Source organism: Protofrankia symbiont of Coriaria ruscifolia (genome assembly GCF_900634745.1).
GTDB classification, from domain to species: Bacteria; Actinomycetota; Actinomycetes; order Frankiales; family Frankiaceae; genus Protofrankia; species Protofrankia californiensis.
On the sequence record NZ_CAAAFR010000075.1, the window covers coordinates 43839 to 70565 of the forward strand.

Below are 26727 nucleotides of genomic sequence, written 5' to 3' on the forward strand. Positions count from 1 at the left end.
TCCCCCGGGGCACTCTGCCGTGTGTGCTTGCCGTGTGCTTGGAGAAGAACCGTCAGACGTTGCGCTGGGCCTTGCTCTGCGCGGTCGCGAGCTGGCTGCGCTCGCGGATGTCCGCCCAGGCCTGGTCGCTCAGTGTGGTCAGGCCCGCGAACGTGCAGGGGCCAGCCAGTTTCTGCCCCCCGTCCATCGTGATCGTTTCACCGGTGAGGCAGTCGCAGGCGTCCGACAGCAGGAAAATCATGAGGTTCGCCAGTTCCTCAATAGTGCCCATGCGGCGCATCGGGATCTGGTCGGCCTGGGTCGCCCGACCGCGCTTTTGTCCGTGGGGTTGAGCATCTCCCAGGCGTAGTCCGTCGGCTTGCCCTTCCATGGGCAGGTTGGCCTGCGACTGAACGCTTGGTAGCGCAGGAAGAGGTAGTGGTCGCACTGAGTTCAGAAGGCGGTGTCCGTCGTACCCACAAGAGGTATGAGGACTTCCCCTATGGGTGATGCAGGACACAGTCCGGCCGCCTACCGTTGACCCGACCACGCGCCAACGTCGCCGCGTGGGGTTCGCCTCCGGGCAACGTCGACAGGGGAGAGAGGTTGTCGATCATCGTCCTCCCTCCTTCGGCGGACCTGGATCTGGGATCAAGTACAAGGAGAGTTCATGGCCGCGATTAAGACTGCGGACAGCCGCCCGATACCGGACGACATTGCCCGGCAGATTGTGTTACCTGAAGGGCACAGCGACGAGAATCTGCTGTTTGCCGCTTACCGCTGGCTGCGTGAGAACAATCCGCTCGGCCAGGTCAGGGTAGAGGGCTACGATCCGCTGTGGCTGGTCAGCAAGCATGCCGATATCATGGAGATCGAGCGTCAGCCGGAAATTTTCACCAGCGGTGGCGGCGTCCAGCCGGGTTCCCACAACCCGATCCTGCAGAACCAGGCTGGTGACGAGTTCACCAAAAGCCTCACCGGCGGTAGCCTCCGCATTCTTGATGCGCTCCCCTATCTCGACCCACCGGAACACACCGCGGTCAAGGACATCGCGAACGACTGGTTTCGGCCAGCGAGTCTGAAGAAGTGGGAAGATATCATCCGCGGGCTTGCCCGTGAGGCCATCGGTAAGCGTCTGCGCGAAGGCGAGAACGAGATCGACTTCGTTAATGACTTCGCGCTCTTCTATCCGCTGCACGTCATCATGAGCCTTTTCGGCGTGCCCGAGGAAGATGAGCCGAGGATGATGGCGCTGACCCAGGATTTCTTCGGTACGAGCGACCCCGATGCGCAGCGGGCCGATGTCGAAGCGCTCTCACCGGAGGCAGCCGCGCAGCAGTGGTCTGCCGCGATCAGGGACTTCTATGCCTACTTCGACGTGTTCGTGGAGGAGCGGCGGAAGGAACCACGTGATGATCTCGCCACGATCATCGCGTGTGCGAAGAAGGAAGACGGTGAGTTCTATCCGAAGGAATTCGCCTACGGTTGGTTCGTCGCGATCTCCACAGCCGGTCACGACACGACGTCGAGCACGCTCTCGAGTGCGCTCGAACAGCTCGCGATCCATCCTGAGCAGCTGAAAAGGGTCCAGCAGGATCCGTCGCTCATCCCGCACCTGGTCAATGAGGTGCTGCGCTGGGCGTCTCCGGTCAAGCAGTTCACCCGCCAGGCCGCCCGGGACTACACGTTGAACGGAAGCGAGATCAAGAAGGGTGACCGGCTGATGCTGCTGTACCAGTCGGCCAACCGCGACGTCGACGTGTTCGAGGACCCCGACTCGTTCCAGCTCGACCGCCGACCGAACAAGCACATCGCTTTTGGCTACGGCCCCCACATGTGTATTGGTCAGCACGTGGCCAAGCTCGAACTCCGCATCATTTTCGAAGAGCTGCTGCCGCGTATCAAGAGCGTCGAATTGGCCGGTGAACGAAAGGTCGTCCAGACGAACTTCGTCGGCGGGCTGAAGAACCTTCCGATACGTCTGGAGCTGTGGTGACCCAACAGCGGGTTTCCTCCGACGATCGCCGGGTGGTGGTCGTCGGAGGGGGTCATGCCGGTGGCACGCTGGTGGGGATGCTCCGGCAGGCCGGCTTCGCCGGCGAAATCGTGATGTTCGGTCAGGAGACGGACTTTCCCTACCACCGCCCGCCCCTGTCCAAGAAGTTCATCGACGGCGATCTCGAGCAGTGGCTGCGCGCGCCGGAGTTCTACCGGGAGCAGAACATCTCCGTCAGGCTGGGCGAGTCGATCGAGTCGATCGATCCCGCCGCGTACCGCGTGTACTCGAGCAGCGCGCAGGCCACCGAGTACGACCTGCTTGTTCTCGCCACCGGAGCCGAGCCCCGACGCCTGCCGGTGCCCGGTGCCGATCTTGCCGGCGTTCTCGCCCTTCGCACCCTCGCCGACGCCCGTCTCCTGCGCGAGGCCGTCGTCAGCAGGGGCCGGATAGCGATCATCGGTGGGGGGTACGTCGGCCTGGAGGTCGCGGCGGTGGCGCGGGCCAACGGCGTCGACGTGACGATCATCGAACGCGAGGACCGGGTGCTAGCGAGGGTCGCGAGCTCCCGACTGTCGGAGATTCTGGCGGCGTATCACCGGGAGCGTGGCACAAAGATCCTCACCGGGGCGCAGATTGTCGGCCTGTCAGGTGACGACGGCCATGTTCGTGGCGTGCTCCTCGGCGACGGGACACAGGTGCCGTGCGACATCGCCCTCGTGGGTATCGGTGCTGTTCCGCGGGACGGGCTCGCGGTGGCGGCCGGCCTGGCCTGCGAGCAGGGGATCCTGGTCGACCATCGGGCGCGCACCAGCGATCCAGCGATCTTTGCGATCGGGGACGTCACCCGTCGACCGCTGGCAGGTGTCGACGGACTACAGCGGCTGGAAAGCATCCCCAGCGCGGTGGAACAGGCCAGACAGGCCACGGCCTCGATCGTCGGCGCGGCGTCTGCCCCCGCGGAAGTGCCCTGGTTCTGGTCCGACCAGTTCGACCTGAAGCTCAAGATAGCCGGAGTTGTGTCCACACCGCCCGGTACCGTCCTGCGCGGCGATCCGGCGTCGGGACGCTTCGCCTTGTTCCATCATATGGACGGAAAGATCATGGCGGTGGAGTCCGCGAACTCGCCAGGCGAATTCATGGCCGGCAAGAAACTCATCGCCGGCGGCGAGCGGATCGATCCGAGGAGGCTGACCGACCCCGCTGTTTCACTTCGCGACACTGTCATCAAATAAACACGGAGCGCGCAATGCCCATGGTCACCTATGTTCTACCCGACGGCTCCGAACACGCGATCGACGTTCCTTGTGGACAAACCGTGATGGATGGTTCGGTTCGTAACAATCTTCCAGGGATCGTCGCCGAGTGCGGCGGCAGCTGCTCGTGCGCGACGTGTCACGTCTACGTCGACCCGGACTCGCAGGCGCTGTTCGACGAGATGACCGACGAAGAACGCGAGTTGCTGGAGTTCGCCGACGGCGCGCAGGCCGACTCTCGACTGTCCTGCCAGCTCGTCGTCACCACTGAATGTGACGGCGTCCGGGTGACGGTGTCGGCCGCCAACGGTTGACCCGGATTTTTCCGGGAATGCCACGGAACAGCCGTCTCATCGGTCGTCAATGTCACGTCGGCGCCTCGGCTGTGATCGGCCGTATCCGGGAGCTCGACAGCCAGCACGCGAAATCAGCAGAACAGACGAGGGAGCAGACATGGATATCACTGCGGCCGTGGTAGCCGAGATCGGTGGAGAATTTTCGCTGGACAAGGTCTCCCTCGACGCGCCGGCGGCGGACGAAGTGCTTGTCGAGATTGCCGGTGTCGGACTGTGCCACACCGATCTGGCGGTCAAGGAGGGGCATCTTCCCTTCCCGTTACCCGGTGTCTTCGGTCATGAAGGCAGCGGCGTGGTGGTCGAGGCGGGCAGCGCCGTCACCAAGATCAGAAAAGGCGACAGGGTTGCCCTGAGTTTCAACAGCTGCGGAAGATGCACGCAGTGCAAAAAGGGTGCGCCGGCGTACTGCCACGAGTTCATGGCCTTCAACTTCAGCGGTGCTCGGCCTGATGGAACCAGTGCGCTGAGCCTTGCTGGAACCACGGTGGGCAGCAATTTCTTCGGGCAGTCGTCGTTTGGAACACACGCCATCGCGCACGAACGAAACGTGGTGAAGGTATCCGATCTCGCTCCACTGAGTCTGGTGGGGCCGTTGGGATGCGGAATCCAGACGGGTGCCGGCGCGGTGCTGAACTCGCTCGACTGCGAAGCCGGCGCCTCGCTGGTGGTCCTGGGCGGCGGATCCGTCGGCCTGTCCGCCGTACTCGCCGCGGTCGTCCGCGAACTCACCACGATCATTGTTGTCGAACCACTCCAGGCACGCCGGGACCTAGCCCTTTCACTGGGCGCAATCCACGCGATCGACCCGGCGGACGGGCCGCTGTCCGAGCAGATCCGTTCGATCGTCCCTGACGGCGTGGACTACGCGGTCGACACGACCGCGATCGTCCCCGTTCTCGAACAGACGTTGCTGTCGCTGGCGCACCGCGGAACCCTGGGGATTCTCGGCGTTCCGGCCGACCCGACGTCCGCGCTGTCGGTCAACCTGATTCAGGCCCAGGTGCTGGGAGTGACCATCACCGGGATCGTGGAGGGTGACAGCGACCCGGACAGGTTCATTCCCGAACTGCTTGAGCTGCACCAGGCAGGGAGATTTCCCTTCGAAAAGATGATCACCACGATGCCGTTCACACAGATCAACGAAGCCGTGGCAGCGCAACATCGCGGTGAAGCGGTGAAGATCGTGCTTGTCCACGAATGAGGGTTGCGGCGTGAACGGGCTTCAGTGAACAGGATTCTGCTCCTGGAAGGAGAACGAAATGACGACGATCGACTATGATCAATTCTACATTGACGGCGGGTGGAAGGCGCCGGCATCGAGCGGCAGCATTGCCGTGCACTCGGCCAGCACGGAGGAGCGTGTGGGCAGCGTTCCGGAGGGAACCGAACGTGACATAGACCTGGCGGTGGCGGCGGCGCGCCGTGCCTTCGACGATCCGGACGGGTGGTCACGATGGTCACCGGTGCGCCGCGCGGAGGTTCTGGAGCGATTCGCGGCCGCGCTGGAGGCGCGCGGTGCAGAAACCGCGCGCCGGGTCAGCGTCCAGAACGGAATGCCGATCTGGTTAGCCAACCAGTTCGAAGGGGGTTTCCCACCGCTGCTGCTCCGCTATTACGGCGGCCTGGTCGCGGACTCCGGCCTCGAGGAGACGCGCCCCGGCATGTTGGGCGGCCGTTCCCTGGTCATCCGCGAGCCCATCGGCGTGGTCGGCGCCGTGGTTCCGTGGAATGTGCCGCAGGCGATCTCTTTTCTGAAGATCGCGCCGGCCCTGGCCAGCGGCTGCACCGTGGTGATCAAGCCTGCGCCGGAGACCGTCCTGGACGCCTTCCTCGTGGGCGAGGCCGCGGCGGAAAGCGGGCTGCCCGACGGCGTACTCAACATCGTTCCCGGCGGCCGCGAACTCGGTGCCCACCTTGTTTCGCACCCCGGGGTCGACAAGGTGTCCTTTACCGGCTCGACCGCCGCCGGGCGTGTGATCGCCGAGACATGTGGTCGGCTGCTGCGGCCGGTGACTCTCGAACTGGGTGGCAAGTCGGCCGCCATCGTGCTCGACGACGCCGATCTGGCGGCCAACATTCAGAGCTTCTTCGCGTCGACCCTGCTCAACAACGGTCAGATCTGCTGGCTCAGCACGCGTGTTCTCGCACCCCAGCGCCGGTACCGGGAAGTAGTCGATACTATTACCGGACTCGTCAATTCGATAGTGGTGGGGGATCCGCTCGACCCCTCGACTCAGATGGGCCCGCTCGTGTCGGCCCGACAGCGCGATCGGGTGGAGTCCTACATCGCCAAGGGCGAGAGCGAAGGGGCCCGACTGACAGCCGGTGGCAAGCGGCCCGAAGGCCTCGACAAGGGATGGTTTGTCGAACCCACGGTGTTCGCGGATGTGGATAACAAGCACACCATCGCCCAGGAGGAGATTTTCGGGCCGGTGCTGGCGGTGATCCCGTACTCGACCGAGGAGGAGGCTGTCGCCATCGCGAACGACAGCGATTACGGTCTTGGTGGATCGGTGTGGACGGCCGACCCGGAACGCGGCACCGCATTCGCGCGGAAGGTCCAAACCGGCACGATCGGGATCAACGCCTACGTCAACGACCCCACCGCGCCGTTCGGTGGAATCAAATTGAGCGGAATCGGTCGCGAACTCGGTCCGGAAGGACTGAATCCCTTCCAGGTCTTCAAGACGATCTACCTCGACGTGTCCGGCAGTTAGCGAGCTTCGTTCTCCGATATCCATGTGACGTGTTCGCGAAAATGGGAACGCTTCAGCCAGCCGGTTGGGGCGGTGGTCGTCGCCGAGCAGCCTGACGATTGCGGTGTGAAGGTCTCCGTCACACGAAGCCGGTTACCGCCGGCATCGTGTGACGGGAATGCCGCCGAGTCGAGTGGGCTGCGGCGTTACCACGACCAGTCGAAGAGGAGAGACCGTGGGAACCTCGGTACGTGAGGCCATAACATCTTATCCCGCACGCTATTTCGCAGCCTGGAACGGGCGGGATCTGGAGGTCGTCGCGGGTCTTCTGGCGAGCCGTTTCAGCTGGGTCGACCCGTCGCTGCCGGCCGAGATCACCGATCTCGAGGGTGCGCACGGGTTCTTCCGGGCCGGGTGGCAGGGGTTTCCCGACCTCCGTTTCGACCTGGTGGGCGACCCGCTCGTCGACGAGGCCACCGGCCGTGTCGCGCAGGAATGGCGAATGATCGGGACCCATACCGGTGAGGGTTTTCCTCCGGGGGTACCGCCCACCGGCCGGGCGTTCGACCTGCCGGGCACCGACATCTTCACCGTCGACGCCGAGGGCCGCGCGACCGCGATCCACGCTTATTGGGACGTCACGACGCTGGCCCGTCAGCTCGGACTCGCCTGAAACAGGCCAGGTCATCTTGTGTCTCGCCTCATCCAACCAGGCGCAGCTGGAAAAGGAACGTCATGAGTACCCTTTCGACACCGGTCACCTCAGAGCTGCGCCTCGTTGAGGAGTTCACCGTCCGCGCGGAGATCAGACCGCCGCTCGAGGTAGGAAGCGGTCCGTTCGGCTCCCGCATGATTTTCGAGCTCGTCGCTGGCCGCGCGACGGGCGAGCGGTTCAACGCCGAGGTGTTGAGCGGCGTCAAGACCAGAGAGCTCGGTTCGGAGGTTCTTGCCGCCCACCAGAACCTGAAGTCCGTCTACCGCTGAGAAGGAACGAAGATGACCATCGAAGAGAATCTCTGTGCTGACGGGCTGTCGCAGGAAGACCCCCGGCAGGACGAGCCCGTCCCCCAGCCTTCTCCGAGCGGGCGGGAGAGCCAGTGGTCGCGGGAACCGAAGCTCACGCGCAGGGCGGGTTCCGGTGCCGAGCGGGTTGATGTCGTCATCGTCGGGGCACGGGTGGCGGGAACCGCGGCGGCCGTCCCGTTGGCCCGCGCCGGCCGGAAGGTGGTGCTGATCGACAAGTCCCGGTTCCCGTCCGACCGTCTCTCCACCCACGTGCTGGTCCCGAACGGTGTCGCGGAACTGCGGCGGATGGGCGCGCTGCCCGAGGCACTCGAGCTGAATCCCGCCATAGTGCGTTACCTGGAACTGGTCATCGGCAATGTCCGGGTACGGGAGCGCTTCACCCCGGTGGACGGCATCGACTACGGCGTCTGCATCCCTCGTCTCCAGCAGGACATGGTCCTGGTGAACGCGGCGCGAAAGGCCGGCGCCGAGGTCCGGGAGCGGTGCTCCCTCGAGGAGATTCTCTGGCGGGATGGTCGCGCGGCCGGGATCCGCTACCGCCACGGCTCCGACACCCACGAGATCCACGCGAAACTCGTGATCGGCGCGGACGGTCGCCGTTCTCACGTAGCCGCGGCGGTCGGTTCCTGGACGCCGTACCGGGGTTCGCGCAACGGCCGCGGTTTCGCCTTCGCCTACCTGGACGACCCACGGGTCGGCACCCCGGATCACGAGACCTATGGCATCTACCGGGCCGGCAGCTCGACGTGCCTGACCCTGCCGTCCTGCCCCACTCGGCCGGATGCTGGTCGTCTGGATGGCTCCCGTCGAGGACATCCCCCGCTTCCGCCGGGATCCGGAGGGTGTCTGGGCGGAGAAGCTCGCCGAGGATCCGGACCTGGCCCAGCGCATCGAAGGCGCCACGAACAAGAGCAAATTGCTCTCCACCACGGACCTGTCGGCCTTCTACCGCGCCTCGAGCGGGTCGGGGTGGGCGCTGGTGGGTGATGCGGGGCACTTCAAGGACCCGGTGGTGGGTCAGGGCCAGCGCGACGCGCTGCGTCACGGCCGGCTTCTCGGTGAAGCCGCCCAGCAGACCCTCGACGACACCGCTGCTCTCGACCGGGCTCTGCAGGCATGGGAGCGCGGCCGCGACCGCGACACGATCAGCACGTACCACTGGGGCAACCGGGAGACCCGCGCCGCGGCGCCCTCGGCGTTGATCCGCGAGGTGTTCCGCGGCTTCGCGGGCGGCGAGGACCCGGACGTCACCGACACGTTCAACCGGATCCGCAGGGTCGAGCGCGTGGTCGGCCCCGGTCGGATGGTGAAGGCACTGGCCAGGGTGCTGACCACCCCAGGGGCCGACCGCCGGGCGATCCTCCGGGAGGTGGCCGAGGAGATCCCTATCGAGATCGGCATCCGCAGGGAATGGTGGTTCGGCGGATTCCGCTACGCCGGCAGGTCCGCGAGCGAACACCCGGGCTGGGAGCTGGGAGCGGCGCCCAGGACGCGCCGTGCGGTGGTCGCGCCGAGGCCCGGCGACAGCGCCGTTCCCGCTCCCACCGCCGATCAGAACCCTGCTTCCAGGGACGTGATGATCCGGGGCAACCTTGGGCCGGACATTGCCGGTCCCAACCCGCTGCGGTAGCCGTTCGGCAGCCGCGGGCTTCCTGCCGGTGCCGACGGCGAGAGGAACGCGTATCCGGCTGGGTCGTCTCCCGGCGTCTTCCCGGCGGACCGCAGTCGGCTCAGGCGAAGTACGGCCGGTTGTCCTGGGCGCCCACCAGATCATCGGTTCCACCCTGGACAAGGTGTTGCGTGGACACGAGCTGGGTCGCACCGCGTACCTGCTGATGACGACGCCGCAGATGTCGGCCGGCCACGCCCGCCCGCTGGGTCAGGCGATGCGGACCATGTCCTGACGGTGGAGCGCGAGGATCTTTTCCAGCGCGACCGCGTCCTGGTCCCGGATCGCGGCGACGAGGTTGCTGTGCACGTCGAGGTTGTGGCGCCGCAGCTCCTCGCTGCCTTCCACGTAGGTCGCCTTCGTGAGCGTGGCGCCGAGGATCGACACGATCGTCTGGTAGAGCCCGACCAGCACCTCGATCCGGGACGCCCGGGCGATGGCCAGGTGCAGGCGCATGTTGGCGTCCAGGTAGGCGCGTGGGTCGTCCGACGCCGCCTGCATGTCGTGCAGAGCCCATTCCATCGCCCGCACGTCCTCGGGACTGGCGCGTTGCAGCGCCACCGGAGGGAAGAGCGCGTCGAGGTAGGTGCGTGCCTCGAAGAGCTGTTCGGGGTCGACGGTCAACCCCTGGTGCCACAGGTCGACGCCGCCGAGGCGCACCTGAGGCGGCGGGTTGGCCACGAACACGCCACCGTTGGGCCCGGTCCTGACCGCGATCAGGTCGCGTTCACGCAGGATGCCCAGCGCCTCGTTCATCACCGAGGGGCTGACCTCGAAACGGCTGATCAGTTCGGTGCGTAGCCCGAGCCGGCTGCCGGCAGACAGGTGGTCGGCGAGGATCCGGGCTTCTATCTCCGCCGCGACCTGCTGCGCGCGAGAGCCTCCGCGAGAGCCTCGAGGCGTCGCGTCACCCGGCATCGTCTGCGCTCCTTCTGATCCGCATCGGTACTCCAGCGACAGTGCCACGCCGGCCGGGACGGACCTGTCCAGTCCGGACGCACAGCTAGTCATTACTGAATCTCATAACAAGACTATGTGACATCCCGCTGTAAGACTCCACAGTTCGTAGCTGTTCATGAGGGGGAGGCCAGGTGCTGTATACGAGATCTTTTGATATGTACTTGAAACATATATGCAGAATAGCTATGGCTGCGCCAGCCGGGCGACAGACCTGGGCGGTCCCGGGAAGGGCGGGCACCAATTGATCATTTACCAATTGATCATTGAGTGGATGTCCGCGAACGCGCAGTCCTCGTCCGCCGACGATGCCCACAGCGGGTAGCGCCGTGGTAGGTGAGGTGGCGGCGGGTGAGGCGGTGGCCGACGAAGGGCTGGTCGACGTGCACACGCACGCGATCGCGCCGTGGTTGCCCGATCTTGCTGGACGCGACGGCTGGCGGCGGTGGCCCTCCGTCGAGCGGCTCGGCGACGCTCGGGCGCGCATCCTCGTCGGCGGGAGGCCGTACCGCGACATCGATGACCGCTGCTGGTCGGCGGATCGCCGGCTGGCCGACATGGACGTCGAGGGCGTCGCGGTGCAGGTGGTGTCCCCGATTCCGATCACTTTCTGTTATGACGCTCCGGCTGACGGTGCCGCGGTTCTCGCACGGTCGCAGAACGACTTCCTCGCAGGTCTGGTCGCCCAGCGACCCGGGCGCTTCCGCGCGTTGGGCGCGGTGCCGTTGCAGGACCCTGACGCGGCAGTCGCCGAGCTGCGCCGGTGCATGGAGGAACTGGGTTTCCTCGGCGTCGAGATCGGCACCCGGGTTGGCGAGGCCGAGCTGGGTGACCCCGAGTTCGACCCGTTCTTTGCCGCGGCCGAGCAGCTCGGCGCCCTGGTCCTGGTGCATCCCGCCGACTCGACCCTGGATCCGCGGCTTGCCCGGCTCGGGGTGGGCTTCGGCGCGGGAATGCCGTCCGAGACCGGGATCGCGATCGCCCTCGGGTTGACCCATTATCCGTTACTCGCAGGGACCGACGAGCACATGGCCGGGCTGCTCCGCTGGACGTTGCAGGATCCGGACATCCCCGCGGACAAGAAGGATCCGGCGTCCTGGCCGGAGCTGATGCGCCGGGAGTGGGCCGACGACGGGGGAGCCGCGGCCGCCGCCGGACACCGCCGCGAGCTACGAGCGGGTCTTGCCCGCTGCCGTGCCGCGATCGACGCCTTCCGGCCGGACCGGCTCGTGGTGTGGGGCGACGACCAGTACGAGAACTTCCGCGAGGAGGTGGTGCCGCCCTTCTGCGTGCTGGCCTACGACGACACCGAGGTGCATCCGTTCGCGCTGATGAACGAACGGGGCAGCCCGAACGCCTGGGGCCGGCCGGATGACATGACGTTCATCCTGCGCGCCGACGCCGCATCGGCCCGAGCGCTCGCCGACGATCTGCTCCAGGACGGTTTCGACGTCGCGTACTCCTACCGGAAGCGGACCGGTGCTCACTTTCCCCATGCGATCGTCAACACTCAGCTGTTCCTGGACTACGACCACGCCGGTACCGAGTTCCCCTATCGGATGCTGCCGATCACGGTGAACTGTTATGGCCAGCATGCGATCGCACGCAGGGGCGCGCTGGCCCGGTTCGCCGAGATCCGCGACGAACGACTGGACCCCGTCGGCCCGTCCCCGGCACGGTGCTTCGCTCTCGGCCAGGCCGTGGCGCGCGCGCTGCGGGCCGGCGACAAGCGGGTCGCGCTGGTGGCCTCGTCCAGCTGGTCGCACGCGTTCCTGAACGACGCAGACTGGCACCTTCGTCCCGACACAGTGGCCGACCTGCGGCTCTATGAGGCGTTCGTGCGGGGTGACTACGCGACCTGGACCAGCGTCACCGGCCCGGAGATCGTCAAGGCCGGCCAGCACGAGATGCTCAACTGGTTCTGTCTGGCGGGCGCCATGGACGAACTCGGCATGTCCCTGAGCTGGTCCAGCTTCGTGGTCACCGACGTCTTCAAACTCCAACAAATGTTTTGCGATCTTCGAAGGAAAGGTCGGTTTGTGAGCATGACGACGACGGTCACCGACGAGGCCACCGGGCGGACAGTCGACGCCGGTGGCATCCAGACGCACTATCACGACCTGGGTTCCGGGGACCCGGTGCTGCTGCTGCACGGATCGGGGCCCGGGGTCTCGGCGTGGGCGAACTGGCGCCTGACGATCCCCGCGCTGGCCCGGCAGTACCGGGTGATCGCCCCCGACATCGTCGGCTTCGGCCACACCGAACGGCCCGCCGACGTGCACTACTCGCTGGCCACCTGGATCGACCACATCTGGGTGTTCATGGACGCGCTGGGGATCGAACGGGCTTCGGTGGTCGGCAACTCGCTGGGCGGACGGATCTCGCTGGGGATGGCCGCGCAGCACCCCGAGCGACTGGCCAGGATGGTGCTGATGGGTGTCCCCGGTGTAGGGATGACGCCCACCGAGGGCCTACGCGCCCTGCGGGAGTATGAGCCGTCGCTGGAGAACATGCGCCAGCTGTTGCTCGGGTGCTTCGCGGTCGACCCGACCATCATCACCGACGACCTGGTGCGGATCCGGCACGAGGCCAGCATCGCTGCGGGCGCCTTCGAGGCATACCGTGACATGTTCTTCAGCCCCCGCCACGCCGGCAGCCAGCTCGCCATCGAAGCGGACGAGGTCGTCACCATCAACACCCCGACGTTGCTGGTGCACGGGCGCGAGGACAAGGTCGTCCCGGTCGACGTCGCCTGGAACATGGTCCGTCTGCTGCCCGACGCCGACCTGACGGTCTTCGCCCGCTGCGGGCACTGGACGCAGATCGAGCGCGCCGACGACTTCTCCGATCTCGTGTGCCGCTTCCTGGCGCGTCCTTCCTCCACTTGTTCGTGACTTCTTGTTCGTGACTTCCCCGTGGAGATGATCTCGTGACTTCTTTACCGAGGACACCGACGGCTCTGATCGACGCCACGCCCGCTTCGAGGCCTGCTGCGAGCACACGGTTTCCGCTGGTTACCGAGGATGCCGAACACCACCGGTTCCGCGTCCACCGCTCGACGATGACCTCGCCGGAGGTTTTCCGTGCGGAGCTGGAGCGGGTGTTCGGCCATTCGTGGCTCTACGTCGGTCACGAGTCGGAGGTGTCCAAACCGGGCGACTGCGTACGCCGGCCGGTCGGCGGCAGGCCGGTGTTCATGGTCCGCGGGGCCAGGACCGGCCGGGTACACGTCTTCCACAACACCTGCACCCATCGGGGCGCGGTGGATCGAGGCGAACTGGAAGCTGCTCGCCGAGAACAGCATCGACGGTTACCACGCAGTCTCCACCCATGACACCTACTTCAAGTACCTGCTGGCGCTGGGCACCGACCTCGCCGGCGGGGTGAACGGCACCTCCCATGATCTGGGCAACGGGCACGCCGTGCTGGAGTACCGGGCACCCTGGGGACGGCCGATCGCCAAGTGGGAGCCGCTGTTCGGCGAGGACTCCCGGGAAGAGATCGCCCGCATGCGCGCCGAACTGGTCTCCCGGCACGGCGAGGTGCGCGGCACCCGGATGGCCGACACCAACCGCAACCTGCTGATTTACCCCAATCTGGTGGTGAACGACATCATGGCGATCACGGTGCGTACCTTCATGCCGCTGGCGCCCGACCGCAACCCGGCTGAACCACCTATGATCATGCGTGACACCGTGCTGTGTCTGGCCGACGACGCCGATCCGGACGAGATCCGCGCCAGCATTGCCCGCATGGTCACCGACGTGGCCCGGTACGTGCCCGGATACCGGCTCAAGCAGCAGGTCCAGATCGCCGCTGTCGGCCCGGACGAGCCGCTGCGGACCCTGATCGGCGACGTCGGTCCGCGGCCGGCCTGGAAGATATCGATCTTCCTGGAGGTCGAGGGAGCCGCACACTACCTGCCGGCATACGCCGGAAACCTCGACATCATGACCTCGGCCGCGCTACAAACCGCTGAACGACTGTCCACCGTGCAGCCCCCAGTGGTAGCGGGGTCAGCCGCATCAGTGGTTCCAGCGACGTCGCAGGTGGCCTCATGAACTCGCCCGGGCTCTACATCCAGGACGTGACCCTGCGGGACGGCATGCACGCGGTCCGGCACCGCATCACTCCGGATCGGGTGCGGACAATCGCCGCCGCGCTGGATGCCGCGGGCGTGGACGCTATTGAGGTCGCTCACGGTGACGGCCTGGCAGGCGCCAGCCTGACCTACGGGCCGGGTAGCAACAGCGACTGGGAGTGGATCTCCGAGGCCGCCGCGGTGGTCACCAACGCTGTGCTCACCACGCTCCTGCTGCCCGGCATCGGCACCATCCGCCACCTCGAACGGGCCTTCGACCTCGGCGTCAGGTCCGTGCGGGTGGCCACCCATGCCACCGAGGCCGACATCGGCCCGCAGCACATCGCCCGGGCCCGTGAGCTGGGCATAGACGTCTCCGGCTTTCTGATGATGAGCCACATGGCACCCGCGGCCGAGCTGGCGAGGCAGGCAAAGATCATGGAGGATGCGGGTGCGCACTGTGTGTACGTGACCGACTCCGGCGGGCGCCTGACGATGGACGGCGTACGCGAGCGGATCCGCGCCTACCGGGACGTCCTCGACCCGGCCACCCAGCTCGGCGTGCATGTCCACCAGAACCTGTCGCTGGCCGTGGCCAACTCGGTGGTGGCCGTGGAAGAAGGCGTGACCCGGGTCGACGCCTCGCTCGCCGGCCAGGGCGCCGGTGCCGGGAACTGCCCGATCGAACCGTTCGTCGCGGTGGCGAACCTGATGGGCTGGAAGCACGGCTGCGACCTGTTCGCGCTCCAGGACGCCGCCGACGACCTCGTCCGCCCGCTGCAGGACCGGCCGGTGCAGGTGGACCGGGAGACGCTGACCCTGGGCTACGCCGGCGTCTACTCCAGCTTCCTGCGGCACGCCGAACGCGCGGCCCGCGAACACGGGCTCGACACCCGCGACATCCTGGTGGAGGTGGGCCGCCGCGGTCTCGTCGGCGGTCAGGAAGACATGATCGTTGACGTCGCGCTCGACCTTGTCGCAGCCGGGGCTGCCGCCGGGGCCGTTGCGGCCAGGGCCGTTGTCGCCGGGGCAAGCGAAGCCGGGCGGCCCGGGTGACCGCGACAAGACCGGCCGCCGCACTGTTTGCCGCTGCACTGGTTAGGGCCGCACTGTTCAGGGAGGACAGTTGACATCGCAGGTGCTGGGTACGGACGGCTTGGCCGAGTTCCGCGCGGTGCGGGATTTCCTGCTCACCCACCGGGAGGACTACGACGGCGCGTACGCCGGGTTCCGCTGGCCGCAGCTGGCGGAGTTCAACTGGGCGCTGGAGTGGTTCGACCATCTCGGCGCCGACCCGGACAGCGCCGACCGGGTCGCACTGTGGATCGTCGAGCAGGATGGTTCACAGCGGCGTCAGACCTTCGCGCAACTGTCCGCCCGCTCGAACCAGGTGGCCAACTGGCTGCGCGAGCGGGGCGTGGCGCGCGGTGATCGCATCGTGCTCATGCTGGGCAACCAGATCGAGCTGTGGGAGACGATGCTCGCGGCGATGAAACTCGGCGCGGTCGTCATCCCGGCGACCACGCTGCTCGCGCCCGCCGACCTGCGGGACAGGATCACCCGCGGCCAGGCCCGGTACGTCGTCGTCGGCGCGACCGACACCGACAAGTTCGCCGACGTACCCGGTGCGTACGACCGCATTGCGGTCGGAGCGCCGGTGGAGGGCTGGGCGCACTACGCCGACTCGGCCCAGGCGTCCACCGTGTTCGTCCCGGACGGCGTGACCCATGCCAGCGACCCGTTGCTGCTCTACTTCACCTCGGGCACCACCGCGGCCCCCAAGCTCGTCGAGCACACCCACGTCTCCTACCCGGTCGGACACCTGTCGACGATGTACTGGATCGGGCTCACACCCGGCGACGTGCACCTGAACATCTCCTCGCCGGGCTGGGCCAAGCACGCGTGGAGCAACGTCTTCGCGCCCTGGAACGCCGGGGCCACCGTGTTGGTCTACAACTACAGCCGGTTCGACGCCGCCGCGATGCTGGCGCAGATAGACCGTTGCGGTGTGGACAGTTTCTGCGCGCCCCCGACGGTGTGGCGGATGCTGATCCAGGCCGATCTCGCGGTGGTACGCAACCCGCCGCGCAAGGTTGTCGGCGCGGGCGAGCCGCTCAACCCCGAAGTCATCGAGCAGGTGGAGAAAGCGTGGGGGGTGCGGATCCGCGACGGCTTCGGGCAGACCGAAACCACCGTGCAGATCGGCAACTCGCCGGGACAGCTCGTCAAACCGGGGTCCATGGGACGACCTGTGCCCGGTTACCGCGTCACGCTGGTCGACGTCGCCACCGGTCAGCCGGCAGACGAGGGCGAGATCTGCCTGGACCTCGCCCGACGTCCGTTAGGTCTGATGGTCGGCTACCGGGATGACGCCGTACGCAACGCCGAGGCGATGGCGGGTGGCTACTACCACACCGGTGACGTGGCCTCGCGCGACGCCGACGGATACATCACCTACATCGGCCGTGCGGATGACGTGTTCAAGGCGTCGGACTACCGGATCTCGCCGTTCGAACTGGAGAGCGTGCTGATTGAGCATCCCGCCGTCGCCGAGGCCGCCGTCGTCCCGTCGCCGGACGCGATCCGGCTGGCGGTCCCGAAGGCATACGTGGTACTCGCCGACGGTTACGAACCCGACCGGGCCACCGCACTGTCGATTCTGCGTCATGCCCGGCAACAGCTCGCGCCGTACAAGCGGATACGTCGCCTTGAATTCGCCGAGCTACCCAAAACGATATCTGGCAAGATCCGACGGGTGGAACTTCGCCGCCGGGAGGACACGCTGCACCCGCTTAGCGCCACCGCAGTCCCCGCGGGCACCTCAGCGCCCAACCGTGAATACCGTGACGAAGATTTTCTGGAACTGCGGGAATGACGCTGGTGACGGGTTCGACCGTCCGGTCCATCCCGCTGGCCTCACCACTCACGTGACCATCCACTATGGGATCCGGACCCGACGGCTGGGTACCTCGAAAACAGGTACTCAGCCGTTCCTGCAGGACTTTTTTTCGAAAAAGCTGACGGATTCCGGCCGGTATCGCTGAATCGTGTTCAGATAACGTGAAACAGCTTCCGCCCGGTTGGTGGCTCCGAGCTTGCGCAGGATGTGCTTCACGTGCACCTTCACGGTTCCCTCGGAAACCATCAGGCGAGTGGCAATTCGTGCGTTGGTGGCTCCGTCGGCCATGTGCCGCAGGACTTCGATCTCCCGCCGGGTCAGGGGTGAATGCACGTCGTCCTCGATCGCACTGGTCAGCGCGCTTGTCCCGATGTCCCGGGTGAGCTCGACGGGAGTATCCGCCGGTTTCAGGGACACGTCGTTCTCCGTGAAGGAGGCCATCAGATCGGAGATGCCCGCCGTATAGGTGCATAACTGGTCGCGAAGGGCCAGCATCCGGTCGGCGAACACGGCACGTTCGATCGCGTAGCCCAGACCCTCCATGAACAATCCGATGGTCTCGCGGTCCAGACTGTCCACGTGTCGCCCGTCGGTGTATGCGTCGGCGTGCATGAAGCCGATCACCGTGGACATCGACACAAGCGGTGCGGCGACATAGGAACGCGAGTCGGTCACGGTCTTGAGCAAAGGATGCACCTGCGGGTTCGCCTGGGCATTCTTGATCAGGATCGGCTGTCGCCGATAGATCATTTCGGTCTCCAGCACCTGCTGGTCCAGCAGTATCGGGTCCGTACTACCAGCCTTCACCATCAACGCGGCAAGGCCCGGATCGCCTCGAACATAGGCCGACTTCACCACCCAGCGGGAGTTCTGGATCTGGGACAGCATGGCCCGTCCGAAACCGAGTTTTTCGACCTCGGCAGGTGCCCGGATAAGCAGATCTCGAACTGTGAAGAGATCCCGCAGACGGTTCAGCGTATTGCGTACCTCAGCCAGAGTCGACGTTCGCTGAGCCAGCACCGCCTCACGGAAGGGATATCCGGGCCTGACTGAGCCGCGTGAGCGCCGCGATCAGCTCCGCGTACGCCTCCGTGCCGACCTGCTCCACGCCGGCAGTCAGCCGTTTGGTGATGGCGTCCTGGGCCGCCGCCAGTGTCATCTCCGCGGCATGCAGATCCAGCGGGGTGATGCTCAGCGGTGCACAGTCCCAGCCAGTCAGCTTGGAAACCAGCTGGAGAATCGAACGCACGCGCTCGACCTCTTTGCGTGGCAGGTCAGGACTACGGAAGAACCAGATCTCGCCCCGCGCCGGGTGCGAGCGTTCGCCACCATCACTTGAATCGATCATAGGCATGATGGCCTCGTTTCCTCGTCATCGAGCGTTGTCCGGAACTCGAATCGCGATCGGTGTCCCGCGGGCGACGTGGGGGAGGTTCGCCTGAGAACCTGCTTGTGACGCGCCCCCGTCCGGTCTGCCAGCCCGCCGGAGGGGGCCGTCAAACCGTCGACACGCCGAGCGCCGAGGCTTGTGTCCATGGCGTGTCGTCTTCTGTCTGAGGTCAAAGCAAGATCTAAAAAGGGTTCTGAGGTGATCTGCCGTATAGTTTCCGGCCCCGGCATGGACTCGCTGCATCGGATCACCTCCGCTGTCCCATCATCGTTGAAGCATCCCGGCTACCTTGACGCCGACCATCTGGCGCGGAAAGGCGTTATTAATCCGAGGTTAAATAGTAGGGCGGTGGAGTACTTTCGGCCAGCGCGCGCCGACCCCTGAGAAGGTTTCGCCATGCCCGCTCCGGTGCTGGCCGTCAGCGTACATCCGTTCGACTGGCCGTTCGATGCGGTTGTCGCGTACGGGGGCTGTCCATGCTGTCCGGGTTCCCTCGGAGCGCCGTGACGGTGGCCTGTCAGGCGTGTATCCCACGGCGTTGCGGCAGTCCTGATTACCGGCCGGAGGCGTCCCGGGAAGCCGGGGCTGTGATCGCCGGTATGGATCGCCAGCATGGATCGTCGATTTGTTGCCGGTCGGCGTCGACTCGGTCATGATGCTCACAGGGCCGCGCGTGGTGATCTCGTAGCTGCTGCGGTGCGACAGGCTGGACATCGGCGATCTCGGTCCGATCGTGATCTAGGTTCTCTCTGTCGGCGGCCATGTCTCGGCTGTGGCGCTGTCGGTGACGCGGCATCACCGGTGGGCACCTGTCAGCGGAGCCTGTGTGCGACCAGATCGAGGAGATCTTCGCTCGTGATGACGCGATGGCGCCGTGCCATATCAGGGATGAGATGGGCATGTTCGTCGACGCGATCGCAGCTGTCGCGTCCTAAACCGTATTCTGAGGCGGAGCAACATGATCTCTTTTGAGTTCTCCGAGGAGCAGAAGGACTTCCAGCGTGCGCTTGCCCGGTTCGCCGAGAAAGTACTGCTGCCTGGCTACCGTGACCGGGCGTCGCGCACGGACTACCCGTTCGACATCCAGCGCCAGCTCGCCGATCTCGGTGTGCTCGGTATCGGCTTGCCCGAGAAGTTCGGCGGCACCGGTGCCGAGGATCCGATCATGCTCGGGCTCGCGGCGGAGACGTTGGCCTACGGTGACGTGAACATCGCGTCCGCGCCGGTGCAGGTCGGGCTCGTGGGGTCACAGCTGGTGTACGGCAGCACGGCCGTGCAGGAGGAGTACCTGCCTCGGCTGATCGCCGGTGAGATCACGGTCGCGATCGCGCTCACCGAACCCGGCTCCGGTTCCGACGCGAGCGCGCTGCTCACAGTCGCCGAGCCGGCGCCCGGCGGCTGGCGGCTGCGCGGCGAGAAGACCGCCATCTCATGGGCCTGCAACGCCGCCGCCGCGCTCGTCTACGCCCGCGAGCCGGGGTCTGCGCGATCGAGTGGAGTGAGCTGTTTCGTCGTCCCGCTCGACGCCACGGGCGTGACCGTGAGTCACATGCTGGGGATGGGCTGCCTGCCGTTGGGCTGGGGGTCGATCCACCTGGACGAGGTGTTCGTGCCGGAGGAGGGTCTCATCGGTGAGCACGGCCAGGGCTTCCGCAGCGTCATGAACCACTTCGACTTCAGCCGCGCCGCATTGGGCCTGATGTGTCTCGGTGTGGCACGGGCCAGTCTCGACGAAGCCGCCGATTACGCCCTGCAGCGTGAGACCTTCGGCCGGCCGATCGCCGAGTACCAGGGCGTATCCTTTCTCCTGGCCGAGCAGGCCACCTACCTGGAAGCAGCGCGGTGGTTATGCTATCGGGCGCTGTGGCTGCGCCATATCGGCCAGCCGCACACCGCACATGCCTCGATGAGCAAGTGGTGGCCGCCGATCGTCGCCAAGGACGCGATCGAGGCGGCGATGAAGATCTACGGTAATCTCGGCTATGCGACCGAATTCCCGTTGCAGCAGAGATTCCGCGATGTCATGGCCTATCTGGTCGCGGACGGCACGGCGGAGATCCAGAAACGCATTATCGCCAAGGACGTTCTTGGTAGGAGGCGTGGAAAATGATCACAGTCGGGCTGGACGTGCACGAGTCGATTCTGTCGACAGGCCCGCGGCAGCGGCGCGATCTGCTCGGCCGTGCGCACGCTGCGGGGCTGGACCACGTGGTCGTTGGTGATCATGTTAGCTTCCACGGCGGCAGGGGTTTCGACGGGATGGTGTCCGCCACCGCCGCGTTGACCAGCAACGACGATCTCCTCGTGCTGCTGGGCATCTACCAGCTCGCGCTCCGGCATCCGATAACCGTCGCCCGCCAGCTCGCCTCGATCTCCCAGCTGGCGCCGGGCCGGCTGATCCTGGGCGTCGGCGCGGGCGGGGAGGACCGCTCCGAGATGCTCAACTGCGGCATCGATCCGTCAACCCGGGGGCGCCGCCTTGACGAGAGCCTGCGCGTGCTGCGTGCTCTGGCCTCGGGCGAGGCCATCGATCATAGTGGGGAGTTCTTCGAGCTCAAGGATGCGCGGGTGCTGCCGGCCGCGGTGCCCAGGATCCCGATCGTGGTCGGTGGCACGTCAGCGGCTGCGGTACGGCGGACCGCGCAGTTCGGTGACGGCTGGCTTGGAATCTTCTGCTCCGCCCGGCGCTTCACCGAGATCCGCGAGCAGATCGCCGAGGCGGCCCGGCAGGCGAGCAGACCGCTGCCGTCCTGGTACGGGCTGAGCGTCTGGTGCGGGATCGATACCCAGGCGGGCAAGGCCAGGGCCATGGTGGCCGAGCGAATGGAACGGCTCTACCACCTGCCCTACGAGAAGTTCGAGCGGCTGGCGCCTGCTGGCACGCCGGAGCAGTTGGGGGAGTGGCTGCTGCCTTATCTCGCGGCCGGTTGCGAGCACTTCACGCTGGTGGCAACCACCTCGAGCTGGGAGGCCGGCGTCGACCACGTGGCCGAGGTGAAGCGATACCTGCTCGAGCACGCGCCTGCCTAGCGATCTTCCGGGTCACCGGTGTGCACCGGTCGTCGCAACAGTGCCCCACCAGGTGACCCGTTCGCGCTCGATCGCATCGAGCATCTCCCCCCGGGTTGAAGCGGCCTTCCAGAAAGATCAACCGCTTGCCGCCGAGCGGGGCCAGCAGCAGGGGACTGGCCCATCACGTACCATCACAGAACACCGAATACCGGCGCTGAAAGAGGTCGGTGAGCCGCACGGGAGAGCTGTTCCAGGAATACGGACGAGATCCTGGACGTCTTCGCCGGCTGATATCAACGAATTGCCAACTCGGGACGCGGACTGGCCAAAGAGCGTGCGATCATGGTCCTTTCGTGTACTCGGAGTCCCCGGGGGAGCCGGGCTCGCCACCGCCGGGGAGGGCCCCTGGCTTCATCGGGCTGCTGCGACAGCCCAGCGGGAAAGGTCTCTCACCCCTCCTCGATTGTCTCGGCGCCTTGTGGCGCACAGCTCCCGCGCGAAGAAAGCCGACGCGGCTTTCAGGATCTCGTTCGCTCGGGTCAGCTCGCGGACTTCACGTTCGAGTTCGGCGATCCGCTGCGCGTCCGCGGTCGAAGTTCCGGGCCGCTGGCCGCCGTCGATCTCAGCTTGCTTCACCCACATGCGCAGGGATTCCGATCCAACCCCGAGCCGTTTGGCGACAACTGTGATCGCACCGGTCCGCTGGCCGGACTCCTTGCGTACCTCGAAGACCATCCGGACGGCGCGCTCGCGAAGCTCGGCCGGGTACGTGTTGGGGGTTGGCACGGCCCTCATCCTTCCAAGGTCAAGAGCCTCCACCAGACCCGGGGCGGTTCAGTCGGCGGCGCTGGCCAGGCCCGGGATTGTTCCCGGCCATGATCGCGGCCAGGTCCTCGTCGATGCGGCGGTCGCCCTTGGTCGCCGATCAGTCGCTAAATAATCTGATTATTTTGAATGAGCTATAGTCTTACTCGACCCAGCCCCACCTGATCCATCGGGACAGCGAGCGGAGGAAATCGAGCGGAGTTGCCGGACGGACAGACCGTGGCACCGACCAGCACGGGAACGACCACGTGCCCGCAGACCTGCGACGACCGGCGGACCGAGGCACGCCGCAGCGGCGCTGCGCGTGCCCGCCAGGACACTCATCGCCACCGGAACGATGACGATCCGCTCCCGGGCCCCGGTCACCATCTCCACGCCGCTGCGGCTGGAGTCCGAACCCGGCCAGATCGACGGGCGCACGATGCAGGTCGAAGAAGGCAGTCAAGACATTTTTTGACGTTCGATGACGGACCGAACCCTTTTTGCCCACCGCAGGTACTCGATGTGCTCGCGGAGCGCCGGGTGGCCGCCACCTTCTGCGTGATCGGGGAGCATGCGGCCAAGCATCCCGAATTGATCCGGAGAATCGCCGCGGAAGGCCATGGCCTGGCCAACCACACCATGACCCACCGAGACCTGTCCCGGTGCGAGCCGGGCGAGGTTCGACGGGAGATATCCGACGCAAACACAATCATCAGGACCGTTTGCCCGCAGGCCTGCGTGCATTACTTACAGACGCCGTACAGCGCCTGGACCAGCGAGGCCCGGGCGGCGGCGCTGTTCGGACTGGAGCCCTTGAACTGGTCAGTAATCCGCGCGACTGGTCGCGTCCCGGCGTGAATGTAATTGCCAAGACGGTGCTGATGCGCATCCGGCCGGGTGGAGTCATTCTTCTGCATGACGGATGCCCGGCGGATGAGTGGCCGAGCGCCAGCCACACCGGGCCGCATGAACAGACAGTCACGGCGCTCCGCCGCTTGATTCCGGCGCTGCATGACCGCGGATTTGTCTTCCAGCCACTTCCCGCCCCATCCGCCGGTCAGCAGGCCGGTCTGACATCCTCCGGAGGTCGCGATCTCGACCGCGATGAGCATTCTCTCCACCGCCAGCATGATCATACCGTCATCCTATGTCACCCTCGCCCTGGGCTATCAGGGGGCGAAGACGTTTTATGCCCGGCGCGCTTTCCGGCCGACTACCATGTACCACGCAGACCCTTGCGACGTCCTGCCGAGTGTGGATGTGATTATTCCCTGTTACCACGAGGACCCGCTGACCCTGGCAGCGTGCCTGCGTTCGGTCGCGGCCCAGGACTACCAGGGTGAGCTGCGGGTCTACGTCGTCGACGACGGCTCTAAAAATCGCGACCGCCTGGGGCCTGTTTACGACACCTACGCCGGCGACCCGCGGTTCACCTTCCTGCTGCTCCCGCACAACGTCGGGAAGCGCAAGGCACAGGTCGCGGCGATCCGCCGGTCAGCCGGTGACCTGGTGGTCAACGTCGACTCGGACACCATCATCGAACCGGATGTCGTGCGCAAGCTGGCGGCGAAGATGACCGATCCGGCCGTGGGCGCGGCCATGGGCCAGATGGTCGCCCGCAACCGACGCGCCACCTGGCTGACCCGATTGATCGATATGGAGTACTGGATCGCCTGTAATGAGGAGCGGGCAGCCCAGGCTGAGTTCGGCGCTGTCATGTGCTGCTGCGGGCCGTGCACGATCTACCGTCGCTCCGTCCTCCTTGCGGTGCTTGACCAGTACGAGACCCAGTTTTTCCGGGGGCGGCCGAGCGACTTCGGTGAGGACCGCCACCTCACCATTCTCATGCTCAAGGCGGGCCTGCGTACCGAGTACGTTCCGGACGCCACGGCGGCGACGGTAGTACCCGAGCGAATGCGGCCATACCTGAGCCAACAACTGCGGTGGGCGCGCAGCACATACCGCGATACGTTGCTGGCCATACGCCTGTTGCCCCGGCTCGGCCGCTATCTCATGCTGGACGTGGTAGGCCAGAACCTCGCACCACTGTTGCTCGGCCTGACGGTGCTGACCGGATTCGCGCAGATCGCGGCGACGGCGACGATACCGTGGTGGCCGATCCTGGTGATCACGGCGGTGACCTTGATCAGTTGCTGCTGCGCGGCCTGGCATACCCGCCAGGCGAGGTTTTTCGCCTTTGCGCTGCACACCTTCATCAACATTTTCCTGCTACTCCCGCTGAAAGCCTACGCGATCTGCACCCTGAGCAACGCCAACTGGGGCTCGCGCGCCATTCCGGCCGCCGCCCCGGGAGGTTACGAAGAACGAGTGCCGACGGCCGCACTGCCCACGCAACCCGGGACCGCGCCTGCGCCCGATTCCACCCCCGCCACCTCCCCGCAGCCACGCTGAGCTGTTGGGGGCCCGGCTGGTACCGCCATACCAGAACAGCCGGTGAGGCGGCGCAGACGGGAGCGACCCCGCGCCACCAGTCTGGATACTCGAAGGCTGGTAACAGGTGGGTGTCGGCAGGCAGGCGCGGGAATGACTCAGAAGGGCATGGCCTGATGGATAATGGGATCCACACCGAGAATCTGACCAAGAAGTACGGGGCGGTGTACGGCCTGCACGGTTTGAACCTGCAGGTTTCGGCCGGGAGCGTACTCGGACTGCTGGGCCCGAACGGGGCCGGCAAGACCACGACTGTGAACATACTGACGACGCTTTTGAAGCCGGACGGTGGCAGTGCCTGGGTGGGGGGCTTCAACGTGGCCCGCCACCCACTGCAGGTACGGCGCCGGATCGGCGTCTCCGGCCAGGAAACCGCTGTGGAGCCCCTGCTTACCGGTGCGGAGAACCTGGAGCTGTTCGGCCGGCTGCATCGCCTCAGCCGGCGGCATGCCCGCGGGCGGGCCCAGGAGCTGCTGGAAATGTTCGATCTCACCGCGGCGGCCGGGCGACTCGCACGAACCTACTCGGGTGGCATGAGACGCCGCCTCGACCTCGCCATCAGTTTGATCAAGCGACCCTCGATTCTGTTCCTGGACGAACCCACCACCGGACTCGACCCGCGCAGTCGCACCGCCACCTGGGATCTCATCAGGGAGCTTGTCAGCTCCGGCGTGACGCTCCTGCTCACCACCCAGTACCTGGAGGAAGCGGACCAGCTCGCCGACCTGATCGCAGTGGTGGACCAGGGCCGCCTCATCGCCGAAGGCACCGTGGAAGAACTGAAGACCCGAACCAGCGACGACCGCATCGAGATCGTCCTGCGCGACCATGAGCTGCTGCCTCTGGCCGCGACCATCCTCGACCGTTTCGCGACGTCGGAGGCTGTCGTCACGCGATCGGAACGGCGGATTGCCGTCATGGCACCGCACAAACCAGGCCTGCTGACTCAGGTGCTGCGCGAGATGGACGCCGCGGCGATCGAGCTCGAGGACGTCGAGTTGCGCCGGCCGACCCTCGACGACGTCTTCTTCACCTTGACGGGGCACCCCATGGACGTCAAGGCTCAGCGCGAGATGGCTACGGTGGAATGAAGCCGAATACAATCATCGACAGCGCCGCCGCATCGGACGGTGAGAAGCAGGTCGTCGCCGGTCGTCATCGGAGCACGCGGTCACATCACGTCACCCGCAGCTGGGCCGGGCCAGGGAAACTGGAGAGGATCACCCCTGTCACGTTCCTCATCGATGTCTACCTGTTGACCAGGCGTCTGCTGATGCGCATGCCGCACCAGCCCGACCTCATCGTCTACAGCATCGTCCAACCAGCCATTTTCACCTTAGCGATGATATATCTTTTCGGCAAGGCCATCGCACTTCCCGGCGGGGCCAATTACACGGATTTCGTCATCGCTGGACTGCTGGCCCAGACGGTCGTCATGGGCGCCGCCTCGGCCACGTCCGGTGGAATCGCCTTCGAACTATCCCAGAAGACGATCGATCGGCTCCGTACGCTCCCCCTGTCTCGGCTGAGTATCCTCGCGGGTTGCACCAATGCCGGCGTCATAAGGGCCTTCATCACGGTGTTCGTGACGACGGTGTGTGGGCTGGTGGCCGGGTGGCGGGCACAGGCCGGGCTGGGCGGTGCGCTCCTCGCGTTTCTTATTCTGCTGCTGTTCGGTCTGGCAATGAGCTGGGTGGGAGCGCTGATCGGAGTGTCGGTCAGCAATCCCGAAGTGGCCGCCGGAGCGGGTACCGTCTGGCTTTTTCCGGTCATGTATCTGTCCAATGCGCTCACCCCGGTGAGCGCCATGCCGGGCTGGCTCCAGCCCGTCGCCGGGTGGAACCCGTTGTCCGCTGTCACGACTGCCTGTCGTCAGTTGTTCGGAAATCCGACGGCGTTCGGTGTCGAGAATATCTGGCCGGCGGATCATCCGATCCTGGCATCGGTTTCGTGGTCACTGGCGATAATGCTTGTCACCGTGCCGCTGACCGTTTGGAAATTCGTGCGGTGGACAAGCAGATGAAGCCCAGGTGGCCTGCAGATAAAGTGCCGTCCCTGCTGGTCCATGCTCTCATCCGGGTTCGGTCGGCGCCGCCCGCCAGCATGTCCGAAGAATCGAGCCGTCTAGTACTACAGCAACACTTGTCGGCGT

At 65.9% G+C, this 26727-nt stretch carries 26 protein-coding genes and 3 pseudogenes; 22 read left to right on the top strand and 7 right to left on the bottom strand.

The window, feature by feature from the left end:
* Nucleotides 1-52 precede the first annotated feature (52 nt).
* A pseudogene (locus CV1CTNOD_RS10755) lies at nucleotides 53-357 on the bottom strand (SDR family oxidoreductase); the annotation flags it as partial.
* A gap of 292 nt (nucleotides 358-649) precedes the next feature.
* On the opposite strand from CV1CTNOD_RS10755, the gene CV1CTNOD_RS10760 reads away from it, so the two are divergent.
* The 9 genes from CV1CTNOD_RS10760 to CV1CTNOD_RS25650 all read left to right on the top strand — a co-directional run bounded on the left by CV1CTNOD_RS10760 (nucleotide 650) and on the right by CV1CTNOD_RS25650 (nucleotide 8939).
* A complete protein-coding gene (locus CV1CTNOD_RS10760; protein WP_131785972.1) occupies nucleotides 650-1975 on the top strand; it encodes a cytochrome P450 in 1326 nt (441 codons plus the stop codon).
* Entirely contained in the window at nucleotides 1972-3210 is a 1239-nt protein-coding gene (locus CV1CTNOD_RS10765) for an NAD(P)/FAD-dependent oxidoreductase (RefSeq protein WP_131785973.1), read from the top strand. The genes CV1CTNOD_RS10760 and CV1CTNOD_RS10765 overlap by 4 nt, the downstream gene beginning before the upstream one ends.
* 14 nt (nucleotides 3211-3224) lie before the next feature.
* A complete protein-coding gene (locus CV1CTNOD_RS10770) occupies nucleotides 3225-3545 on the top strand; it encodes a 2Fe-2S iron-sulfur cluster-binding protein (protein ID WP_131785974.1) in 321 nt (106 codons plus the stop codon).
* Between the two features lie 139 nt (nucleotides 3546-3684).
* Complete coding sequence (locus tag CV1CTNOD_RS10775) at nucleotides 3685-4788, top strand: NAD(P)-dependent alcohol dehydrogenase (RefSeq protein ID WP_131785975.1); 1104 nt, start codon at nucleotides 3685-3687, stop codon at nucleotides 4786-4788.
* Between the two features lie 58 nt (nucleotides 4789-4846).
* Nucleotides 4847-6304, top strand: a complete 1458-nt coding sequence (locus tag CV1CTNOD_RS10780) for an aldehyde dehydrogenase (RefSeq protein WP_131785976.1) — start codon at nucleotides 4847-4849, stop codon at nucleotides 6302-6304.
* Between the two features lie 214 nt (nucleotides 6305-6518).
* Entirely contained in the window at nucleotides 6519-6956 is a 438-nt protein-coding gene (locus tag CV1CTNOD_RS10785) for an ester cyclase (protein WP_207386333.1), read from the top strand.
* A 62-nt stretch (nucleotides 6957-7018) separates the two neighbouring features.
* Nucleotides 7019-7267 (top strand): DUF3237 family protein, encoded by a 249-nt coding sequence (locus CV1CTNOD_RS10790; protein ID WP_131785978.1) that lies wholly within the window; start codon nucleotides 7019-7021, stop codon nucleotides 7265-7267.
* Between the two features lie 12 nt (nucleotides 7268-7279).
* Nucleotides 7280-8296 (top strand): NAD(P)/FAD-dependent oxidoreductase, encoded by a 1017-nt coding sequence (locus tag CV1CTNOD_RS25645; protein WP_207386334.1) that lies wholly within the window; start codon nucleotides 7280-7282, stop codon nucleotides 8294-8296.
* Nucleotides 8289-8939 carry a hypothetical protein gene (locus tag CV1CTNOD_RS25650; protein ID WP_207386335.1) on the top strand — a complete coding sequence of 217 codons (651 nt, stop codon included), beginning with the start codon at nucleotides 8289-8291 and terminating at the stop codon, nucleotides 8937-8939. The genes CV1CTNOD_RS25645 and CV1CTNOD_RS25650 overlap by 8 nt, the downstream gene beginning before the upstream one ends.
* Before the next feature lie 100 nt (nucleotides 8940-9039).
* Here the strand turns inward: CV1CTNOD_RS25650 and CV1CTNOD_RS27325 are convergent, their stop codons facing one another.
* Both CV1CTNOD_RS27325 and CV1CTNOD_RS10800 read right to left on the bottom strand, forming a co-directional pair.
* Nucleotides 9040-9174, bottom strand: coding sequence for a hypothetical protein (locus tag CV1CTNOD_RS27325; RefSeq protein WP_278043891.1), 135 nt, complete (start codon nucleotides 9172-9174; stop codon nucleotides 9040-9042).
* Between the two features lie 14 nt (nucleotides 9175-9188).
* Nucleotides 9189-9896, bottom strand: coding sequence for a FadR/GntR family transcriptional regulator (locus CV1CTNOD_RS10800; RefSeq protein WP_131785979.1), 708 nt, complete (start codon nucleotides 9894-9896; stop codon nucleotides 9189-9191).
* 347 nt (nucleotides 9897-10243) lie between these two features.
* Between CV1CTNOD_RS10800 and CV1CTNOD_RS27770 the strand changes: the two are divergent.
* The 6 genes and pseudogenes from CV1CTNOD_RS27770 to CV1CTNOD_RS10830 all read left to right on the top strand — a co-directional run bounded on the left by CV1CTNOD_RS27770 (nucleotide 10244) and on the right by CV1CTNOD_RS10830 (nucleotide 16891).
* Nucleotides 10244-11978 (top strand): annotated as a pseudogene (locus tag CV1CTNOD_RS27770) (amidohydrolase family protein).
* 2 nt (nucleotides 11979-11980) lie between these two features.
* Nucleotides 11981-12829: an alpha/beta fold hydrolase gene (locus CV1CTNOD_RS27775; RefSeq protein ID WP_131785995.1), complete on the top strand. Its 849-nt coding sequence runs from the start codon at nucleotides 11981-11983 to the stop codon at nucleotides 12827-12829.
* Nucleotides 12830-12996: 167 nt separating this feature from the next.
* Nucleotides 12997-13269 carry a Rieske 2Fe-2S domain-containing protein gene (locus tag CV1CTNOD_RS27780; protein ID WP_347402919.1) on the top strand — a complete coding sequence of 91 codons (273 nt, stop codon included), beginning with the start codon at nucleotides 12997-12999 and terminating at the stop codon, nucleotides 13267-13269.
* Complete coding sequence (locus tag CV1CTNOD_RS25660) at nucleotides 13238-13996, top strand: hypothetical protein (RefSeq protein WP_347402920.1); 759 nt, start codon at nucleotides 13238-13240, stop codon at nucleotides 13994-13996. The genes CV1CTNOD_RS27780 and CV1CTNOD_RS25660 overlap by 32 nt, the downstream gene beginning before the upstream one ends.
* Nucleotides 13993-15072 carry a 4-hydroxy-2-oxovalerate aldolase gene (gene dmpG / locus CV1CTNOD_RS10825; RefSeq protein WP_131785980.1) on the top strand — a complete coding sequence of 360 codons (1080 nt, stop codon included), beginning with the start codon at nucleotides 13993-13995 and terminating at the stop codon, nucleotides 15070-15072. The genes CV1CTNOD_RS25660 and dmpG overlap by 4 nt, the downstream gene beginning before the upstream one ends.
* A 70-nt stretch (nucleotides 15073-15142) precedes the next feature.
* Complete coding sequence (locus tag CV1CTNOD_RS10830) at nucleotides 15143-16891, top strand: AMP-binding protein (protein ID WP_131785981.1); 1749 nt, start codon at nucleotides 15143-15145, stop codon at nucleotides 16889-16891.
* A gap of 108 nt (nucleotides 16892-16999) precedes the next feature.
* On the opposite strand, the gene CV1CTNOD_RS10835 is transcribed toward CV1CTNOD_RS10830, so the two are convergent.
* Complete coding sequence (locus tag CV1CTNOD_RS10835) at nucleotides 17000-17803, bottom strand: helix-turn-helix transcriptional regulator (protein WP_131785982.1); 804 nt, start codon at nucleotides 17801-17803, stop codon at nucleotides 17000-17002.
* Nucleotides 17804-17939: 136 nt separating this feature from the next.
* Nucleotides 17940-18269, bottom strand: coding sequence for a hypothetical protein (locus tag CV1CTNOD_RS10840; RefSeq protein ID WP_131785983.1), 330 nt, complete (start codon nucleotides 18267-18269; stop codon nucleotides 17940-17942).
* Nucleotides 18270-19263: 994 nt separating this feature from the next.
* Between CV1CTNOD_RS10840 and CV1CTNOD_RS10845 the strand changes: the two genes are divergently transcribed.
* Nucleotides 19264-20415, top strand: coding sequence for an acyl-CoA dehydrogenase family protein (locus CV1CTNOD_RS10845; protein WP_131785984.1), 1152 nt, complete (start codon nucleotides 19264-19266; stop codon nucleotides 20413-20415).
* Nucleotides 20412-21335 carry an LLM class flavin-dependent oxidoreductase gene (locus CV1CTNOD_RS10850; protein WP_131785985.1) on the top strand — a complete coding sequence of 308 codons (924 nt, stop codon included), beginning with the start codon at nucleotides 20412-20414 and terminating at the stop codon, nucleotides 21333-21335. Before CV1CTNOD_RS10845 ends, CV1CTNOD_RS10850 begins: the two co-directional genes overlap by 4 nt.
* Before the next feature lie 480 nt (nucleotides 21336-21815).
* Here CV1CTNOD_RS10850 and CV1CTNOD_RS10855 read toward each other — a convergent pair.
* Nucleotides 21816-22112 (bottom strand): annotated as a pseudogene (locus CV1CTNOD_RS10855) (transposase); the annotation flags it as partial.
* Nucleotides 22113-22446: 334 nt separating this feature from the next.
* Here CV1CTNOD_RS10855 and CV1CTNOD_RS24655 point away from each other — a divergent pair.
* Nucleotides 22447-22599 (top strand): hypothetical protein, encoded by a 153-nt coding sequence (locus CV1CTNOD_RS24655; protein ID WP_165485441.1) that lies wholly within the window; start codon nucleotides 22447-22449, stop codon nucleotides 22597-22599.
* Complete coding sequence (locus CV1CTNOD_RS27785) at nucleotides 22596-22982, top strand: polysaccharide deacetylase family protein (RefSeq protein ID WP_207386338.1); 387 nt, start codon at nucleotides 22596-22598, stop codon at nucleotides 22980-22982. The genes CV1CTNOD_RS24655 and CV1CTNOD_RS27785 overlap by 4 nt, the downstream gene beginning before the upstream one ends.
* Here CV1CTNOD_RS27785 and CV1CTNOD_RS28240 read toward each other — a convergent pair.
* Nucleotides 22868-23254: a hypothetical protein gene (locus CV1CTNOD_RS28240; RefSeq protein ID WP_207386341.1), complete on the bottom strand. Its 387-nt coding sequence runs from the start codon at nucleotides 23252-23254 to the stop codon at nucleotides 22868-22870. The two genes, CV1CTNOD_RS27785 and CV1CTNOD_RS28240, sit on opposite strands and share 115 nt — an antisense overlap.
* Here CV1CTNOD_RS28240 and nodC point away from each other — a divergent pair.
* The 3 genes from nodC (at nucleotide 23229) to CV1CTNOD_RS10875 (ending at nucleotide 26598) form a co-directional block, all read left to right on the top strand.
* A complete protein-coding gene (gene nodC, locus CV1CTNOD_RS10865; protein WP_131785987.1) occupies nucleotides 23229-24536 on the top strand; it encodes a chitooligosaccharide synthase NodC in 1308 nt (435 codons plus the stop codon). The genes CV1CTNOD_RS28240 and nodC overlap by 26 nt on opposite strands.
* A gap of 155 nt (nucleotides 24537-24691) precedes the next feature.
* On the top strand, nucleotides 24692-25666 hold the full coding sequence (locus CV1CTNOD_RS10870; RefSeq protein ID WP_131785988.1) for an ATP-binding cassette domain-containing protein: 975 nt from the start codon (nucleotides 24692-24694) through the stop codon (nucleotides 25664-25666).
* A complete protein-coding gene (locus CV1CTNOD_RS10875; protein ID WP_131785989.1) occupies nucleotides 25663-26598 on the top strand; it encodes an ABC transporter permease in 936 nt (311 codons plus the stop codon). The genes CV1CTNOD_RS10870 and CV1CTNOD_RS10875 overlap by 4 nt, the downstream gene beginning before the upstream one ends.
* Nucleotides 26599-26727: the final 129 nt, after the last annotated feature.